This window comes from Spongiactinospora rosea, assembly GCF_003315795.1.
Taxonomy (GTDB): domain Bacteria; phylum Actinomycetota; class Actinomycetes; order Streptosporangiales; family Streptosporangiaceae; genus Spongiactinospora; species Spongiactinospora rosea.
The window spans coordinates 360,593-375,890 of record NZ_QMEY01000003.1 but is presented as its reverse complement, the minus strand read 5'-3'; the positions used below and the strand labels follow the sequence as shown (position 1 = coordinate 375,890).

15 protein-coding genes are annotated in these 15,298 nt (G+C 72.2%); 11 read left to right on the top strand and 4 right to left on the bottom strand.

Going from position 1 to position 15,298, the window contains the following annotated elements:
- Window positions 1-98: 98 nt before the first annotated feature.
- On the bottom strand, window positions 99-377 hold the full coding sequence (gene pspAA / locus DP939_RS10370) for a PspA-associated protein PspAA (protein WP_113980414.1): 279 nt from the start codon (window positions 375-377) through the stop codon (window positions 99-101).
- A complete protein-coding gene (locus DP939_RS10365) occupies window positions 374-1,243 on the bottom strand; it encodes a PspA/IM30 family protein (RefSeq protein ID WP_199565074.1) in 870 nt (289 codons plus the stop codon). The genes pspAA and DP939_RS10365 overlap by 4 nt, the downstream gene beginning before the upstream one ends.
- 135 nt (window positions 1,244-1,378) lie before the next feature.
- Between DP939_RS10365 and DP939_RS10360 the strand changes: the two genes are divergently transcribed.
- Entirely contained in the window at window positions 1,379-2,017 is a 639-nt protein-coding gene (locus tag DP939_RS10360; RefSeq protein ID WP_113980413.1) for a DUF3043 domain-containing protein, read from the top strand.
- A gap of 35 nt (window positions 2,018-2,052) precedes the next feature.
- Here the strand turns inward: DP939_RS10360 and DP939_RS10355 are convergent, their stop codons facing one another.
- The gene (locus tag DP939_RS10355; protein ID WP_147267947.1) at window positions 2,053-3,306 is read right to left on the bottom strand and encodes an SMI1/KNR4 family protein; all 1,254 of its coding nucleotides are present in this window, start codon (window positions 3,304-3,306) and stop codon (window positions 2,053-2,055) included.
- 56 nt (window positions 3,307-3,362) lie between these two features.
- On the opposite strand from DP939_RS10355, the gene DP939_RS10350 reads away from it, so the two are divergent.
- Window positions 3,363-4,367: an aldo/keto reductase family protein gene (locus DP939_RS10350; protein ID WP_113980411.1), complete on the top strand. Its 1,005-nt coding sequence runs from the start codon at window positions 3,363-3,365 to the stop codon at window positions 4,365-4,367.
- A gap of 51 nt (window positions 4,368-4,418) precedes the next feature.
- Here DP939_RS10350 and DP939_RS10345 read toward each other — a convergent pair whose 3' ends face one another.
- A complete protein-coding gene (locus DP939_RS10345; protein WP_111165761.1) occupies window positions 4,419-4,625 on the bottom strand; it encodes a hypothetical protein in 207 nt (68 codons plus the stop codon).
- A gap of 210 nt (window positions 4,626-4,835) precedes the next feature.
- Between DP939_RS10345 and DP939_RS10340 the strand changes: the two genes are divergently transcribed.
- The 9 genes from DP939_RS10340 (at window position 4,836) to DP939_RS10300 (ending at window position 15,277) form a co-directional block, all read left to right on the top strand.
- On the top strand, window positions 4,836-5,861 hold the full coding sequence (locus tag DP939_RS10340) for a bifunctional adenosylcobinamide kinase/adenosylcobinamide-phosphate guanylyltransferase (RefSeq protein WP_113980410.1): 1,026 nt from the start codon (window positions 4,836-4,838) through the stop codon (window positions 5,859-5,861).
- Window positions 5,862-6,012: 151 nt separating this feature from the next.
- Window positions 6,013-6,942, top strand: a complete 930-nt coding sequence (locus DP939_RS10335) for an adenosylcobinamide-GDP ribazoletransferase (protein ID WP_113980409.1) — start codon at window positions 6,013-6,015, stop codon at window positions 6,940-6,942.
- Between the two features lie 44 nt (window positions 6,943-6,986).
- A complete protein-coding gene (locus DP939_RS10330) occupies window positions 6,987-8,510 on the top strand; it encodes a leucyl aminopeptidase (protein WP_113980408.1) in 1,524 nt (507 codons plus the stop codon).
- 119 nt (window positions 8,511-8,629) lie between these two features.
- Window positions 8,630-10,012 carry a dihydrolipoyl dehydrogenase gene (gene lpdA / locus DP939_RS10325; RefSeq protein ID WP_113980407.1) on the top strand — a complete coding sequence of 461 codons (1,383 nt, stop codon included), beginning with the start codon at window positions 8,630-8,632 and terminating at the stop codon, window positions 10,010-10,012.
- 45 nt (window positions 10,013-10,057) lie between these two features.
- Entirely contained in the window at window positions 10,058-11,536 is a 1,479-nt protein-coding gene (sucB, locus tag DP939_RS10320) for a 2-oxoglutarate dehydrogenase, E2 component, dihydrolipoamide succinyltransferase (RefSeq protein ID WP_113980406.1), read from the top strand.
- A gap of 192 nt (window positions 11,537-11,728) precedes the next feature.
- Window positions 11,729-12,625: a TIGR01777 family oxidoreductase gene (locus DP939_RS10315; RefSeq protein WP_113980405.1), complete on the top strand. Its 897-nt coding sequence runs from the start codon at window positions 11,729-11,731 to the stop codon at window positions 12,623-12,625.
- Between the two features lie 38 nt (window positions 12,626-12,663).
- On the top strand, window positions 12,664-13,401 hold the full coding sequence (locus tag DP939_RS10310; RefSeq protein WP_113980404.1) for a Type 1 glutamine amidotransferase-like domain-containing protein: 738 nt from the start codon (window positions 12,664-12,666) through the stop codon (window positions 13,399-13,401).
- Between the two features lie 101 nt (window positions 13,402-13,502).
- The gene (gene lipB, locus DP939_RS10305) at window positions 13,503-14,204 is read left to right on the top strand and encodes a lipoyl(octanoyl) transferase LipB (protein WP_113980403.1); all 702 of its coding nucleotides are present in this window, start codon (window positions 13,503-13,505) and stop codon (window positions 14,202-14,204) included.
- Between the two features lie 44 nt (window positions 14,205-14,248).
- The gene (locus tag DP939_RS10300; RefSeq protein WP_113980402.1) at window positions 14,249-15,277 is read left to right on the top strand and encodes a M48 family metallopeptidase; all 1,029 of its coding nucleotides are present in this window, start codon (window positions 14,249-14,251) and stop codon (window positions 15,275-15,277) included.
- Window positions 15,278-15,298: the final 21 nt, after the last annotated feature.

The following is a 15,298-nucleotide window of genomic DNA, read 5'->3' as shown; positions in this document are numbered from 1 at the left end:
CTATCCGCCCGTCCCGGTGACCGATCCATGGGCGCGCCCCGCCGGGACGTGCTCGATCACCGGAAGGGCGGGTGTCATCCGGCCGGGCGGCGACCAGGTCAGCCGGGGATGAGCCCCTCGTCGCCCAGCATCTCCCGGACCTCCTCCATGGAGGCGTCGGACGGCGGCAGGATCAGCTCGGAGGGCTCAAGGCTGTTGTCCGGCAACGACTTGCCGACCTCGCGCACCTTGTCCAGCAGAGCGTGCAGGCGGACCCTGAAGACGGACTCGTCGCCCGTCTGGATCGCGGCCTCCAGCTCGCCGTCCAGATCGTTGAGGACGCCGATGTCGGCGGCGGCCACCTCGATCTGGCCCTCTCCCATGATGCGGACGATCATGCGCCCTCCCCCGGCCGATGCGGTTGCGCCTGGTACGGCTGCGTCGGGGGGCGGTCCTGGTGCTGCTGGTAGTCCTGCTGCTGCGGCGGCTGCTGGTACTGGGGCTGCTGCTGGTACTGCTGAGCCTGGCCGGGCTGGCCCGGTCCGATCGCGTCGCGCGGCGCGGGCCCCTGGCCCAGCTCCGCCTTCATCCGCTGCAGCTCCAGCTCAATGTCGCTGCCCGCGCCCATGCGGTCCAGCTCGGCCTGGATGTCGTCGCGCTGCCCGGTGAAGTCTTCGAGCGCGCCGCTGGCCAGCAGCTCGTCGATGGCCCCGGCCCGCGCCTGCATCTGCGCCGTCTTGTCCTCGGCGCGCTGGATCGCCAGGCCGACGTCGCCCATCTCCTCGGAGATGCCGGAGAACGCCTCGTTGATCCGGGTCTGTGCCTCGGCCGCGGTGTAGGTGGCCTTGATGGTCTCCTTCTTGGTGCGGAAGGCGTCGACCTTGGCCTGCAGCCGGTGGGAGGCCGTGGTCAGCTTCTCCTCTTCGGCCTGCAGGTTGTTGTGCTGCAGCCGCAGGTCGGCGACCTGGGTCTGCAGGCCGTTGCGGCGGGTCAGCGCCTCGCGGGCGAGGTCTTCGCGGCCGGCCGCCAGCGCCTTGCGCCCCTGGTCCTCAAGGCGGGTGCCCTGCTGTTCGAGCTGGTTGATCTGCAACTCGACCCGCTTGCGCGAGGTGGCCACGTCGGCGACTCCTCTGCGCACCTTCTGCAGCAGCTCAAGCTGCCGCTGGTAGGAGTAGTCAAGGGTCTCGCGCGGATCTTCCATCTTGTCCAGGGCCTTGTTGGCCTTGGACTTGAAGATCATGGAAAGTCTCTTCATCACGCTCATGCGCGTTGGCCGTCCCCTTCTTCACTTCCGCCTCGGGTCTCCCCGCTCGTACGCCCCCAATGGAGCCGCCTTGGGATTACCCTACGCATAACGCGCGGGGGCGTCATTAAGTTGCACTCCCGGTAGGCTGACACCGTGTTCCGACGCCGTACCCAGCAGGACGTGGACGAGTCCCCCGTCCCCGCCAACGATAACTCCATAACCGATCCTAAGCCCCAGGGCAAGGGCCGCCCGACGCGTAAGCGCAGTGACGCGGAAAAGGAGCGGCGCAGGCCGGTCACCGCGCCTGCCAACCGCAAGGAGGCCTACCGCCAGATGCGCGAGCGTCAGGCGGTCGAGCGCACGCGCGCCCGCGAGGGCATGATGCGCGGCGAGGAGAAGTACCTCCCGGCGCGCGACCGTGGCCCGGTGCGCAAGTTCGCCCGTGACTGGGTCGACTCGCGGCGCATCGTGAGCCAGTACTTCCTGCCCTTCTCACTGGTGATCCTGCTCGCCACGATGATCCCGTTCCCGCCGCCCGTCCAGGGCTACGTCTATACGGCGGTCATCACGGTGGGCTGGCCGGTCATGATGGTCGGCGTGCTGTTCACCTCCATCTGGGTGTCGTGGAAGGTCAAGAAGGTCGCGGCGGAGAAGTTCCCCGACGAGAGCGTGCGGGGCGTCGGCTTCTACGCGGCGATGCGCGCGCTGCAGATCCGCAAGCTGCGCTTCCCGCCGCCGCTGTTCCTGCCCGGCGGCAGGCCGGTGCCGCCCAAGCAGCCCAAGGACAAGTAGTCCCCGAGTAGTCCCAGAGGCGAACGGCACCGGGTTCAGCCGCGCCGGGTGTCCCATTCCAGGCGGCCGTCCGCCACGACCGGGTACATCCCGTTGACGGGCCTGCCGCTGCGCAGGGCGTCCGCGGTGCGCTTGAGCAAGGCGTGATAGCTGGGAAAGGCGCCCTGGCCGAAGCGCAGGCCCGTCTCGTGGTTCGCCTCGCCGACCGCCCCGCCCTTGGAGTCGGTGACCAGCAGGCCGCCGTTGCCGTGGTCGCCGAACGGCACCAGCCTGCCGTGCCACCAGCCCGCGCGCGGGCCCGTCGCCGCGCCCGTGGAGACCGCCACGCCGCACTTGACCCGCCAGTTGTCGCGTATCTCCCGCACGCCCATCGCCGTGGCCCCAAGGTAGCCGAAGGCTCCCGCGCGGCCGGCCGCGCCGTTGTGCCGCAGCAGTGAGGCCCGCAGGTCATCGGGGATGCGCACGCCCATCTGGGCCTCGGCGATGGCGATGGTGCGGGCCTTGGCGGGGCGCTTCAGCGTCCGGTAGGTGTCCGGGGCGTTGGCCCGCAGCCAGGTCTCGATCCGCCGCCACTGACGGGTGACGGCGCGGGTCACGTTGGGCTTGACCGGCCGTACGACGGGCGCGGTGTCCGGCGGGACGCACCCGGCCGCGCGGGCGGCGTCGGTGGTCATCGGATCGGCCGGCACGGGAGCGGGCTCTTCGATCCGCTCGGGCGAGGTGACGACGCCGGCCACGAAATCCTCCTGCCCGGAGCAGACGTAGGCCGTACTGCCCCACTCCCCCTCGCTCTCGTTCTCCGGGATCGGGCAGGCGGGGTCCCACCCGGGCAGCGGCTCTCCGCTGCCAGGGCTCCTTACTTCCAGAGTCACGGAGTCCTTGCGGAAGACCGACTGCTCGAAGGCCATCGCCAGGAAGACGACGAGCCCGGCGGCGATGGCGGCGACGCCCCAGCGCATCAGCAGCCGCCGCTCGGGCCCCGGCTGGGGGGCGGGCTCGGCACGCCGCTCGCCGGCGGCCCGCTCCAGCGCGGTGATGAACTTCGGGATGCGGGCGGGCCGCCGATACCGCCTGAGGTCGTCCTCCGACGGCCTGCCGAGAATCGGGCCGGGCGGCCACGGCGCGGCGGCGGCCTCGTCCGGCTCGCGGCCCGGGGCGGCCTGCCGTACGGCGGACGTCCGCAGCGCCCGCACCCCGGCCGCCACCAGTACCACGCCCGCCACCAGCAGCCCCGCGGCCAGGAGGCGTGGCCCCGCCGCGCCCTTGGGGGGCAATGAGCTCGTCGACATCACGGGCACATTAGCCCAAGCGGATCTTTCCCGGACCGCGGTTTAGGGTCAGAAGCATGGAATTCCGGCATCTCGGCCGTAGCGGCCTGATGGTCAGCGAGATCAGCTATGGCAACTGGCTCACCCATGGGTCCCAGGTGGAGGAGGAGGCCGCGCACGCGTGCGTGCGGGCCGCGCTCGACGAGGGCATCACGACCTTTGACACCGCCGATGTCTACGCCGGCACCAAGGCGGAGGAGGTGCTCGGCCGGGCCCTGAAGGGCGTGCGCCGGGAGTCGTTGGAGATCTTCACCAAGGTCTACTGGCCGACCGGCGAGGGCCGCAACGACCGCGGCCTGTCCCGCAAGCACCTCACCGAGGCGATCGACGGCTCGCTGCGCCGCTTGGGAACCGACTACGTCGACCTCTACCAGGCGCACCGGTTCGACTATGAGACCCCGCTGGAGGAGACCCTAAAGACCTTCGACGACCTCGTGCGCCGGGGCAAGATCCTCTATGTCGGCGTCAGCGAGTGGACGGCCCCGCAGATCCAGCGGGCGCTGGAGATCGCCGACCGGATGGGCTTCGACCGGCTGGTGTCCAACCAGCCGCAGTACTCCATGTTGTGGCGCATCATCGAGGCCGACGTCGTGCCGCTCTGCGACCGGGAGGGCGTCGGGCAGGTCGTCTGGTCGCCGATCGCGCAGGGGGTGCTGACCGGCAAGTACCTGCCTGGCCAGGCCCCGCCGAGCGGTTCGCGGGCGGCCGACCCGGTGAGCGCCGGACCGATCGGCCGGTTCATGAACGACGACCTGCTCACCCGCGTGCAGGAGCTGCGGCCGATCGCCGCCGACCTCGGGCTGAGCATGGCCCAGCTCGCCATCGCGTGGGTGCTGCAGAACCCGAACGTCTCCTCGGCCATCATCGGCGCCAGCCGCCCCGAGCAGGTACGGGAGAACGTCAAGGCCAGCGGCGTGAAGCTGGGCGCGGACGTGCTTGAGCGGATCGACCAGGTGCTCGGCGAGCACGTCCAGCGCGACGGCTCCCTGGTGGAGCGGATGAGCCCCAAGACCCGGGACTGACGTGCGCACTGCCAGGCCCCTCGGCGGCGCGCCGCCGAGGGGCCTTCGCGTTCACTCCGGCCGCAGTGACATCCCCGCGTACTCGACGCGGTCCTCCTCCAGCAGCGTCACCCGCTCCACGCCCAGCTCCAGCAGCTCGCCCCAGTTCTCGCCGAGCCATGACTCCGCGTCCGCCTGGCTCTGGAACAGCTCGCGGGGCAGAATCCGCTCGGTCACCTCGCCACCGGACGCGTTCTCGTAACGCCAGCGCCACACCATGCCATACGCTCCTTTTCGCGGGCCTTTACGCGGGTTCGGCGGGTGCGCCCTGAATCGCTCGGCGAACCCTGTACCGAGCCATCCCCGTCCCATCGCTCGCACTCACCTCGGTCATTCCAGTAGTCCCGGCGGTACGGACGACATCATCCCGCCCGGCGGACACCTTGTCCCATCCTCTACCCCACGAGATCAGATGCGTAGTCTGACCGGGTGAAGGTGGAGTTCAGGGGTACGGCGGGCGCGCTCGGCCATCCCATCGGCGGATGCCCGTGCGCGTCGTGCGGCCGGGCCGTGGCGGAGGGCGCGCCGCGGTGTCCGCTGGAGATCGTCGTGGACGGCGTACTGCACGTCGGCTCGCCCGCTCCCCCGCCCCCCGGGTACGACGTGCGGGAATCCGCGCTGGGCGTCGAGATCAGCGCACCCGGCGGCGCGCGCCTGCTGCACCACACCGGACGGCCGGGGCCGTCCGCGTCCCCGTTCGACGTCGTGGCGATCGACCTGCTCGGCGAGCCGTCCCGGCTGGGGGTCCTGCGCCGCGCGGGCGCGGTGGACGCCCGAACGCAGGTGATCGCGGTGGGCATCGACCACCGGGTCGCCTCGGAGGCGGAACTGCACCGCCGGCTGGCACTGTGGGGGGCGCGGGCCGTACCGGACGGGACGGTCGTGGCGGCCGGAGACGTACCCGCCGCCCTCCCCCGGCCCGCGCGGCGGACGCTGCTGCTCGGCGGGTCGCGGTCGGGGAAGTCCGCCGAGGCGGAGCTGAGGCTGGCCGCCGAGCCCGCGGTCACCTACGTGGCGACCGGCGAACCGGGCGGCGACGCCGAGTGGCGGGCCAGGGTCGAGGCGCACCGCCGCCGCCGTCCGGCGCACTGGGAGACCGTCGAGTCCACCGACCTGGCCGGGGTACTGCGCACGGCCGCGCCGGACGCCCCGCTGCTCATCGACGGCATCGGCACCTGGCTGGCCGCCGTGCTCGGCGAGTGCGGCGCCTGGGACGACGCCCCGGAGGCGGAGGCCGCCGTGGCGGAGCGCTGCGCCGAACTGGTGACGGCCTGGCGGCACACTGCGGCCCGGCTGGTCGCGGTCTCCGACGAGGCGGGCCTGGGCGTGGTGCCCGCGACCCGCAGCGGGCGGGTCTTCCGCGACGCGCTGGGCCGCCTCAACCAGGCACTTGCACACGAGTCGGAGGCGTCCTTCCTGGTCATCGCCGGACGGCCGGTGCCACTGCCGGTCTAGCGCGGCAGAGGGCGGCACACGGGTGGCCGCGATCAACCGCCGCACCGGACACCTCCGGACCTCGAAGGGGTCCTTCCTGGTCATCGCCCGGCGGCCGGTGCCACTGCCGGTTTGACGCGGTTGGGGTGGCGCGCGGATAGCATCGGCCGTCATGTCGGACGACAAGGGATCGACCTCCGGATTACTGACGGGGCTCCAGTTCGCCCTCGGCACGTTCACGATCGTGCGCGTCGGCCATGTCGAGGTGGACCGGGCCGTGGCCCGTAACGGGATCCTCGCCGCGCCGCTGGCCGGGGCGCTGCTCGGCGTCGCGGCGGCGGTGGTCTTCACGGTGGCGGGGCTGCTCACCGGCCAGACACTGCTCGCCGCCGTACTCGCCGTGGCCGCGCTCGCGCTGCTCACCCGCGCGCTGCACCTGGACGGCCTGGCCGACATGGCCGACGGCCTGGGCAGCGGCAAACCGGCCGCCGCCGCGCTGGAGATCATGCGCCGCTCGGACATCGGCCCGTTCGGCGTGGTGACGCTGTGCCTGGTACTGCTGGTACAGGTGGTCGCGCTGTCGGCGAGCGAGATGGGCGCGCTCGCCCTGGTCACCGCGTGCGTCACCGGGCGGCTGGCGATCATGTGGGGCTGCCGGGCCGATGTGCCCGCCGCACGCCCGGACGGCCTCGGCGCGATGGTCGCGGGCACGGTGGGGCGCTGGGCGGCTCTCGGCGTCACCACCCTGTCCCTGCTCGCGCTGGCCGCCTTGGGCCTGCTCGCCGAGACGGACGGCTGGACGTACGTGATGAACGGGTCATTCGACCGCAGCTTCCCCGACTTCTCGGCCTCGGGCGAGGGAGCCGCGTTCCTCGAACCCGGGCTGGAATACTCCGTCGGGGTCTTCTCATTTCCGCTGCCCATCCACCTGACCGCCCCGCTCTCGCTCACCCTGCCCGCCGCCGCGCTCGCCGGGCTGCTCGCCGCCTGGCCGGTCAGGCGGCGTGCCACGGACCGGTTCGGGGGCGTGACCGGTGACGTGCTGGGCGGCCTGTGCGAGGTCGCGGCGACCGCCGTGCTGCTGGTGTTCGCAGTGGTCTGACCACGTACGGTGAGGACACGAATTGGTAGGACGAACCCTCGTTTATGCCTAAGCTGTCCGCACAGATAGCATCGGCTCACGTGACCACTGTGCGGCTGAACACATCTGATTCCGTCTCGCTCGACACCGACGCGCTGGTCGTCGGAATCCATTCCGGAGCGGACGGGCCCCGCCCCGCGCCCGGAGCCGAAGGGCTCGACGCGGCCCTGGGCGGCACGTTCGCCGCCACGCTGACCGCACTGGGCGCCAAGGGAAAGGCGGGCGAGATCACCAAGGTCCCGACCCTGGGCGCGCTGCCCGCGCCGGTCCTGGTGGTGGCCGGTCTGGGTGAGGAGCCCGGCGAGGACGGCCACGACCCCGAGGTCCTGCGGCGCGCGGCGGGCGCAGCCGTACGCGCGCTGTCCGGCACGTCCCGGGTCGCGCTCGCGCTGCCCGCCGCCACGGCGGGGCAGGCCGAGGCGGTCGCCACCGGCGGCCTGCTGGGCGCCTACGCGTTCACGAAGTACCGCACCACCGGCGACGTGCCCGAGCCGGTCGCCGAGGTGACCGTGCTGAGCGCGGCCGAGGGCGCCGCCGCCGCGGTCGAGCGGGCCGCGGTCGTGGCCGAGTCGGTGAGCCTGGTCCGCGATCTGGTCAACACCCCGCCCTCCGACCTGTGGCCGGCGCGGTTCGCCGAGCTGGCCGAGCAGGCCGCCGCCGAGCACGGCCTGTCGGTCGAGGTCCTGGACGAGACGGCGCTGCGCGAGGGCGGGTACGGCGGCATCGTCGCCGTCGGCCAGGGCTCGGCCCGGCCGCCCCGCCTGGTACGCCTGGCCTACAGCCACCCCGAGGCCGCCAAGACCATCGCGTTCGTCGGCAAGGGCATCACCTTCGACTCCGGCGGCCTGTCGCTCAAGCCGTCCGCCTCGATGGACTGGATGAAGTCCGATATGGGCGGCGCGGGCGCCGTGTTCGGCGCGATCGTCGGCGTGGCCAGGCTGGGCCTGCCGGTCAACGTCGTCGGCTACCTGTGCCTGGCGGAGAACATGCCGAGCGGCACCGCGCAGCGTCCTTCCGACGTGTTCACCAGCTACAGCGGCAAGACCGTCGAAGTGCTCGACACCGACGCCGAGGGCCGCCTGGTGCTGATCGACGGCATCGCCCGCGCGGCCCAGGACGACCCCGACCTGATCGTGGACGTCGCCACGCTGACCGGCGCGCAGATCGTCGCGCTCGGCTGGCGCACCGCCGGGGTCATGTCCAACGACGACGAGCTGCGCCAGGAGGTCGTGGACATCGCCGCGGCGCAGGGCGAGGGCGCGTGGGGCATGCCGCTGCCCGCCGAACTGCGCAAGGGGCTCGACTCGGCGGTGGCCGACATCGCCAACCTGCAGCCCGAGCGGTGGGGCGCGATGCTCGCCGCGGGGATCTTCCTGCGCGAGTTCGTTCCGGAGGGGGTTCGCTGGGCACATCTGGACATCGCCGGCCCGGCCTTCAACAAGGGCGAGCCGCACGGGTACACGCCGAAGGGCGGTACGGGGGCCATCACCCGGACCCTCGTCGGCATCGCGGAGCGGTACTCGCGCTGACCCCCGGGCCCACCCCGATCCTGGTCACGGACGGCGCGCACAAATGAAAAGATGCCATTGCCGAGGGCGGGTCACCCGCCTGGCCTCGGCGAAAGACCAATCCGACAAGGAGCTATCCCGTGGCTGAAGGCAGCCCCAACGACTTCGACATCGTCGTCCTGGGCGGCGGCAGCGGAGGCTACGCCTGCGCCCTGCGGGCGGCCGAGCTGGGCAGTAAGGTCGCGCTGATCGAGAAGGACAAGATCGGCGGCACCTGCCTGCACCGGGGGTGCATCCCCACCAAGACGTTCTTGCACGCGGCCGAGGTGGCCGACGAGACCCGCGAGGCCGCGACGTTCGGCGTCAAGGCCCGGTTCGAGGGCATCGACATCGAGGGCGTCCACGGATTTCGTGACAAGATCGTCACCAGGGCGTGGAAGGGCGTACAGGGGCTCCTGAAGAGCAAGGGGGTCACCATCGTCGAGGGCGAGGGCCGCCTCGCCGGGGCCGGTCAGGTGAGCGTCGGCGGGCAGATCTACCGGGCCGCCAACGTGGTGCTGGCCACCGGCTCCGAGCCGCGGTCGCTGCCCGGCCTGAAGATCGACGGTGAGCGGATCATCACCAGCGACCACGCGCTCACGCTGGGCCGGGTGCCCGCCTCGGTGATCGTGCTGGGCGGCGGCGTGATCGGCGTCGAGTTCGCCAGCCTGTGGCGCTCGTTCGGGGCCGAGGTCACCGTCGTCGAGGCGCTGCCGCACCTGCTGCCGCTAGAGGAGGAGTCCAGCTCCAAGGCCCTGGAGCGCGCGTTCCGCCGCCGGGGCATCCGCTATGAGCTGGGCAGCCGGTTCGACAGTGTCAAGGTCACCGAGACCGGGGTGGTGGTCACCCTCGAAGGCGGCAAGACCCTCGACGCGGAGCTGCTGCTGGTCGCGGTCGGCCGCGGCCCGGTCACGGCGGGGCTCGGCTACGAGGAGGCCGGGGTGCGCCTGGAGCGCGGCACGGTCGTGGTGGACGAGTACTGCCAGACCGGTGTCCCCGGCGTCTACGCCGTCGGCGACCTGATCCCCACGCCGCAGCTCGCGCACGCGGGGTTCGCCGAGGGCATCCTGGTGGCCGAGCACATCGCAGGGCTCGGCCCGATCCCGATCGACTACGACGGCGTGCCCAGGATCACCTACTCCGATCCCGAGGTCGCCTCGGTCGGCATCACCACGGCCAAGGCGCGCGAGCGGGGCCTGCAGGTGGTCGAGATGACCTACGACCTCGCGGGCAACCCCAAGAGCCAGATCCTGCAGACGCAGGGCTCGGTCAAGATCATCGCGCAGCAGGACGGCCCGGTGCTCGGAGTGCACATGGTCGGCCGCCGCGTCGGCGAGCTGGTGACCGAGGGGCAGCTCATCTACAACTGGGAGGCCCTGCCCGCCGAAGTGGCGCAGCTCATCCACGCCCACCCCACGCAGTCAGAGGCCGTGGGCGAGGCGATGCTGGCGCTGGCCGGCAAGCCGCTCCACGTGCACAACTAACCACAAAGCCCGCGAAACCCAGGAAACGCGAGAGAAGAATCACACATGCCGGTCTCCGTAACGATGCCCCAGCTCGGCGAGAGCGTCACCGAAGGCACTGTCACCCGTTGGCTGAAGAAGGAAGGCGAGCGCGTCGAGGCCGACGAGCCGCTCCTTGAGGTGTCCACCGACAAGGTGGACACCGAGATCCCCTCGCCCTCAGGCGGCGTGCTGACCAGGATCGTCGTCGCAGAGGACGAGACGGTCGAGGTCGGCGCCGAACTGGCGGTGATCGACGAGTCGGGTTCCGGCGCCGGGGCTGCCGCCCCCGCCGAGGAGCCCGCGCCGCAGGCCGCGCCGGAGCCGGAGCCGCAGGCCCAGGCCCAGCCTCAGGCACAGCCCGCGCCTCCCGCGCCGGAGCCGCAGGCCGCGCCGCCGTCCTCGATCCCGCAGCCGGCCCCGGCCGCCCAGCAGGCGCCTCCCGCGCCGCAGCCGCAGGCGCCCGCTCCGACCGAGCAGGCTCCGCCGCCGCCCACCCCGCTGCCCTCCACCGGCGAGGCCCCGTACGTCACGCCGCTGGTGCGCAAGCTCGCCAGCGAGCACGGGGTCGACCTCGACTCCCTGAACGGCACGGGCGTCGGCGGGCGCATCCGCAAGCAGGACGTCCTTGAGGCCGCCCGCGCCCAGCGCGAGCAGGCCGCCGCCCAGCAGGCCCCGGCGCAGCCCGCGGCTCCGGCCGCGCCCGCCGCCCCGGCGGCGCAGGCTCCGGCCGCCGCTCCCGCCGCGGCCCCCGAGCCGGTGCAGGTCGACACCGCGCTGCGCGGCCGTACCGAGAAGATGTCCCGGCTGCGGCAGACCATCGCCAAGCGCACGGTGGAGTCGCTGCAGACCTCCGCGCAGCTCACGACGGTCGTCGAGGTCGACGTGACGAGGATCGCCCGGCTGCGGGAGCGGGCGAAGGAGGAGTTCCTGCGGCGCGAGGGCGTCAAGCTGTCGTTCCTGCCGTTCTTCGCGCTGGCCACGGTCGAGGCGCTGAAGCAGCACCCGAAGCTGAACGCGGTGATCAACAGCGAGACCAACGAGGTCACCTACCACGACGTCGAGCACCTCGGCATCGCGGTGGACGCCGAGAAGGGGCTCGCCGCGGTGACCGTGCGCAACGCGGGCGACCTCAACATGCCGGGCCTGGCGCGTAAGATCGCCGACCTGGCCGACCGGTTCCGCGCCAACAAGGTCAGCCCGGACGAGCTGGCCGGCGCGACCTTCACGCTCACCAACACCGGCAGCAGGGGCGCGCTGTTCGACACGCCGATCCTGTTCCAGCCGCAGGTGGGCATGCTGGGCACCGGCGCGGTGGTCAAGCGGGCCGTCGTGGTGGACGACCCTGACCTCGGCGAGGTCATCGCGGTCCGTTCGATGGTCTACCTGGCCCTCACCTACGACCACCGGCTGATCGACGGCGCCGACGCCGCGCGCTTCCTCACCACGATCAAGCGCCGCCTGGAAGAGGGCCGTTTCGAAAACCAGCTCGGCCTTCCCTCCTGATCCTTCCCCCTTCGGGGGGCAGGGTCGCGGGCCTGTGGCCGGGTCCGTCCGCTCCGGCGGGCGGGCCCGGCCTTTTTCGTGTGCGTTAGGGGACCTCGTGACCGGCCGCGACGGGCAGGGGGCGGATTCGTAGGGGGCCCATCGGTGCCCGATGTCCTCGCCCGGCCGGTGACAGGGGCGTAGGTTGGCACTGTGACGATCATCTTGACGGGCGCGTCAGGACTGCTCGGCAGCGCCCTGAGGGCGGCGCTGCGCCAGGACGGGCACCGGGTGGTATGTCTGGTACGCCGGACCGCGCAAGGCCCTGACGAGTCGTTCTGGAACCCCCGGGAGGGCCTGATCGACCCCGGCGCGCTGGAGGGCGCGCAGGCGGTGGTCCATCTGGCCGGGGCGGGGATCGGTGACCGGCGCTGGACGCCCGCCTACCGGCGGGAGATCGTCCGCAGCCGGATCGACGGCACCCGGACACTGGTCACCGCGCTCACCGGGCTCACCCGCAAGCCGGAGGCGCTGCTGTCGGGCTCGGGCATCCATTACTACGGCGACACCGGCGACCGCGCCGTGGACGAGTCGGGCCCCGCCGGGGAGGGGTTCCTGCCGACCCTGGTGGCCCGCTGGGAGGCCGAGGCGCTGCGGGCGCGAGAGGAGGCGGGCATCCGGGTGGTGACGCTGCGCACCTCGATGGCGCTCAGCGCCGAGGGCGGCGCGCTGGCCAGGATGTTGCCGATCTTCCGGCTGGGCCTGGGCGCCCCGATGGGCTCGGGCAGGCAGTTCTGGTCCTGGGTAACCAGGGAAGACTGGGTGGACGCCGTCCGATACATCCTACACAAACCCGAAATAACTGGGCCGGTCAATGTGACTTCCCCTGCCCCGGTTAACAATGTAGATTTCACTCGAACCTTGGCCAAGGCGCTGCGCCGACCGGTGATGCCGCTCGGCCCTCCGCCGTTCGCGCTTCGCCTGGCACTGGGGGGCTTCGCCGATGAGGGGATCCTTACCGGCCCCAGGGCGCTCCCCGGAAAGCTGACCGAAAGCGGATATATATTCCGCCACAAGAGTCTCGACCAAGCGTTTTCCGCCATATTTTAAGATATCCATTCATTTGTCCCCCTATTCTGGAGAGCCGTATGAGCAGGGCCGGTCAGTCCCATATCCTCGCCATCGGTGGTGGATCGTTCCGGCAGGTGCGGTGCTACGCGTTCTGGGAGCCGAGCCCCCTGATGAGATACGCCCTCGACCTCACGGGGCAGGACCGGCCCAAGCTCGGCCTGGTGGCCACCGCGGTCGGCGACGACACCGACATCCTGGCCAAGATGTACGGCGCGTTCCAGCGATTCGACGCCGAGGTCAGTCATCTCACCGTGTTCCCGATGCCCAACGTCGAAGACCCGCGCGCCTGGATCCTCGAACAGGACGTCATCTACGTCACCGGCGGCAGCGTCGCCAACCTCGCGGCCCTGTGGCGCACGCACGGGCTGGACGAGGCGTTCGCCGAGGCGTGGCGGGCGGGCATCGTGCTGTCCGGCCAGAGCGCGGGCGCGCTGTGCTGGCATGTCGGCGGCAACACCGACTCCTTCGGCCCGGAGCTTCGCCCGTGGGCCGAAGGGCTCGCTCTGCTCCCCTACTCCTGCGGCGTCCACTACAACTCCGAGCCGCAGCGGCGTCCGGTGCTGCACGAGTCGATCGCCAGCGGCGCGCTGCCCGAGGGCTACGCGGCCGACGAGGGGGTCGCGCTGCACTACGTGGGCACCGAGTTCGTCCAGGCGGTGACCGTCGACCCGGCCGGATACGCCTACCACGTCCAGCCCGACGGCACAGGCGGAGTCAAGGAGCTGCGCATCGAACCCCGCCTCCTCAAGCCCTGACCCCCCTACCACGAAGACGCACCGGTTATCAGCGCCCGAGCCGCGACGCGCAGCGTCGCAGTGGATACGCTGGTGGCGTGAGGGAACGACACAATCGGCACATGCGCCCCACGGCGCACAGTGGCGGCGGACCGGCGGTGGCGATCGTACGGCTGGGGGTCGATGTTCCCTACGAGCAGGCATGGGAGCTGCAGCGGCGGATCCACGCCGGCCGGGTGGGCGGCGCGGCCCCGGACACCTGCCTGATGCTGGAGCACGCGCCGGTCTACACGGCCGGTCGCCGCACCGCCCCGCACGAGCGGCCCGCCGACGGTACGCCCGTCATCGACGTCGACCGGGGCGGCCGGATGACCTGGCACGGGCCAGGCCAGCTGGTCGGCTACCCGATCATCGCGCTGTCCCCGCCGCTCGGTGTGGAGGGCTACATCCGGCTGCTCGAAGACGTGCTGATCCAGGTCTGTGCCGACTTCGGGGTGAGCGCCGGGCGCGTCGCGGGACGCAGCGGCATCTGGACGGGCGGGCCGGGCGACGGGGGTGCGCCCAGGGGGCTGGGCGCGATCGGCATCCGGGTGACCGGCGGTGTCACCATGCACGGGTTCGCGCTCAACTGCGCGACCGACCCGAGCTGGTTCGACCGGATCGTCCCGTGCGGCGTCGCCGGGGCCCAGGTGTCCTCGCTGTCGGCCGAGACCGGGCGCAGGATCGTGGTGGACGAGGTCGTGCCGTACGCCGAGAAGCGGCTGGCCGAAGCGCTCGGCATGGAGCCCTACGACCTTCCCGAGGAAGACGTGTTCCGTCCCTGACGATCCGGTGGCGGTCGTCGGTGGCGGATGCCACCATTGCCGCCATGTCGATCACCGGTTCGTTAGCCGAGGGCTCGTTCGCCGCACGGGCGGGCACGTGGGCCCGGCGCGGGGCGGCCTACGCCATCTCGCTGGCCGTCCATCTGAGCACGCTGGCCTTCTTGGCGCTCGGCGTCCAGACGATCGCCCGTGCCCCGCAGTACACCGTCTCCTGGCTGTTCGGCGGCCTGTTCGTGGCCATCGGCGTACTACTGCGCCCACGGGCCCCGAAACTCGCGTCCGACGCCGAGACGCTCACCCGGGACGCCGCGCCCGCCCTCCACGCGGTGGCCGACCGGGTGGCCGACCGGGCCGGAGTGCCGCGCCCGGCCCTCATCGCGGTGCGCGACCTCGCCGCGCGCACCTCCTACGAGCGGATGGGGCTGCGCCGCCGTCCCGTGCTCACCATCGGGCTGCCGCTGTGGCTGGCCACCTCCCCCGCCCAGCGCGTCGGGCTGCTGGCCGGCGCCTGCGCCCGGGCCAACACCGCCGATGACCTGATCGTCGGCGGCGCGCTGGCCACGCTCGGCCAGTGGCGGCACGCGCTGCTGGCCAGCGACGCGCTCAGCGCCCGCCAGCGGGCCCAGGAGGAGATGCAGCTCACCCTCGGCGTCTACGGCTCCCCGGACACCTCCTATGAGGTCGCGGGGACGTTCGGGCGCATGATCGGCAGGGTGCTCGGCGCCCCCGTCCTGCTGCTGGACCTCGTTCTGCGAGGGCTGGTGCGCCGCGAAACCGTACGGGCGGCCGAACGCGCCGCGCGGCGCGCCGCCGAGATCGCCTCGCCCGGCACGCTCGCCGAGGTGGACGCCGCCCTGGCCGCCCCCGGCGGCCTCGTCGCGCCGCTCCAGGCCGCCGCGCTGCGCGGCGAGAAGGTCCCCGCCATCCGGCGGGCGGTCCTGGCCCGCGCCACCGGGGCCGCTCCCGGAGGGCCCGCGCGCGACCTGCTGAGCGACGGCGAATCGGCCGCCATCGACGAGGAACTGATCGCCCACTACACACGCGCGCTGCGCGGCTTCTCCCTGATCACATGAGGTCCGGCAGGCGCCGGGCAC

What these genes read in the sequence shown, in the direction of transcription:
- pspAA (WP_113980414.1), bottom strand. Translation starts at nt 377, where the DNA reads ATGATCGTCCGCATCATGGGAGAGGGCCAGATCGAGGTGGCCGCCGCC.
- DP939_RS10365 (WP_199565074.1), bottom strand. Translation starts at nt 1,243, where the DNA reads ATGAGCGTGATGAAGAGACTTTCCATGATCTTCAAGTCCAAGGCCAAC.
- DP939_RS10355 (WP_147267947.1), bottom strand. Translation starts at nt 3,306, where the DNA reads ATGTCGACGAGCTCATTGCCCCCCAAGGGCGCGGCGGGGCCACGCCTC.
- DP939_RS10350 (WP_113980411.1), top strand. Translation starts at nt 3,363, where the DNA reads ATGGAATTCCGGCATCTCGGCCGTAGCGGCCTGATGGTCAGCGAGATC.
- DP939_RS10345 (WP_111165761.1), bottom strand. Translation starts at nt 4,625, where the DNA reads ATGGTGTGGCGCTGGCGTTACGAGAACGCGTCCGGTGGCGAGGTGACC.
- DP939_RS10335 (WP_113980409.1), top strand. Translation starts at nt 6,013, where the DNA reads ATGTCGGACGACAAGGGATCGACCTCCGGATTACTGACGGGGCTCCAG.
- DP939_RS10330 (WP_113980408.1), top strand. Translation starts at nt 6,987, where the DNA reads ATGCCTAAGCTGTCCGCACAGATAGCATCGGCTCACGTGACCACTGTG.
- sucB (WP_113980406.1), top strand. Translation starts at nt 10,058, where the DNA reads ATGCCGGTCTCCGTAACGATGCCCCAGCTCGGCGAGAGCGTCACCGAA.
- DP939_RS10310 (WP_113980404.1), top strand. Translation starts at nt 12,664, where the DNA reads ATGAGCAGGGCCGGTCAGTCCCATATCCTCGCCATCGGTGGTGGATCG.
- lipB (WP_113980403.1), top strand. Translation starts at nt 13,503, where the DNA reads ATGCGCCCCACGGCGCACAGTGGCGGCGGACCGGCGGTGGCGATCGTA.
- DP939_RS10300 (WP_113980402.1), top strand. Translation starts at nt 14,249, where the DNA reads ATGTCGATCACCGGTTCGTTAGCCGAGGGCTCGTTCGCCGCACGGGCG.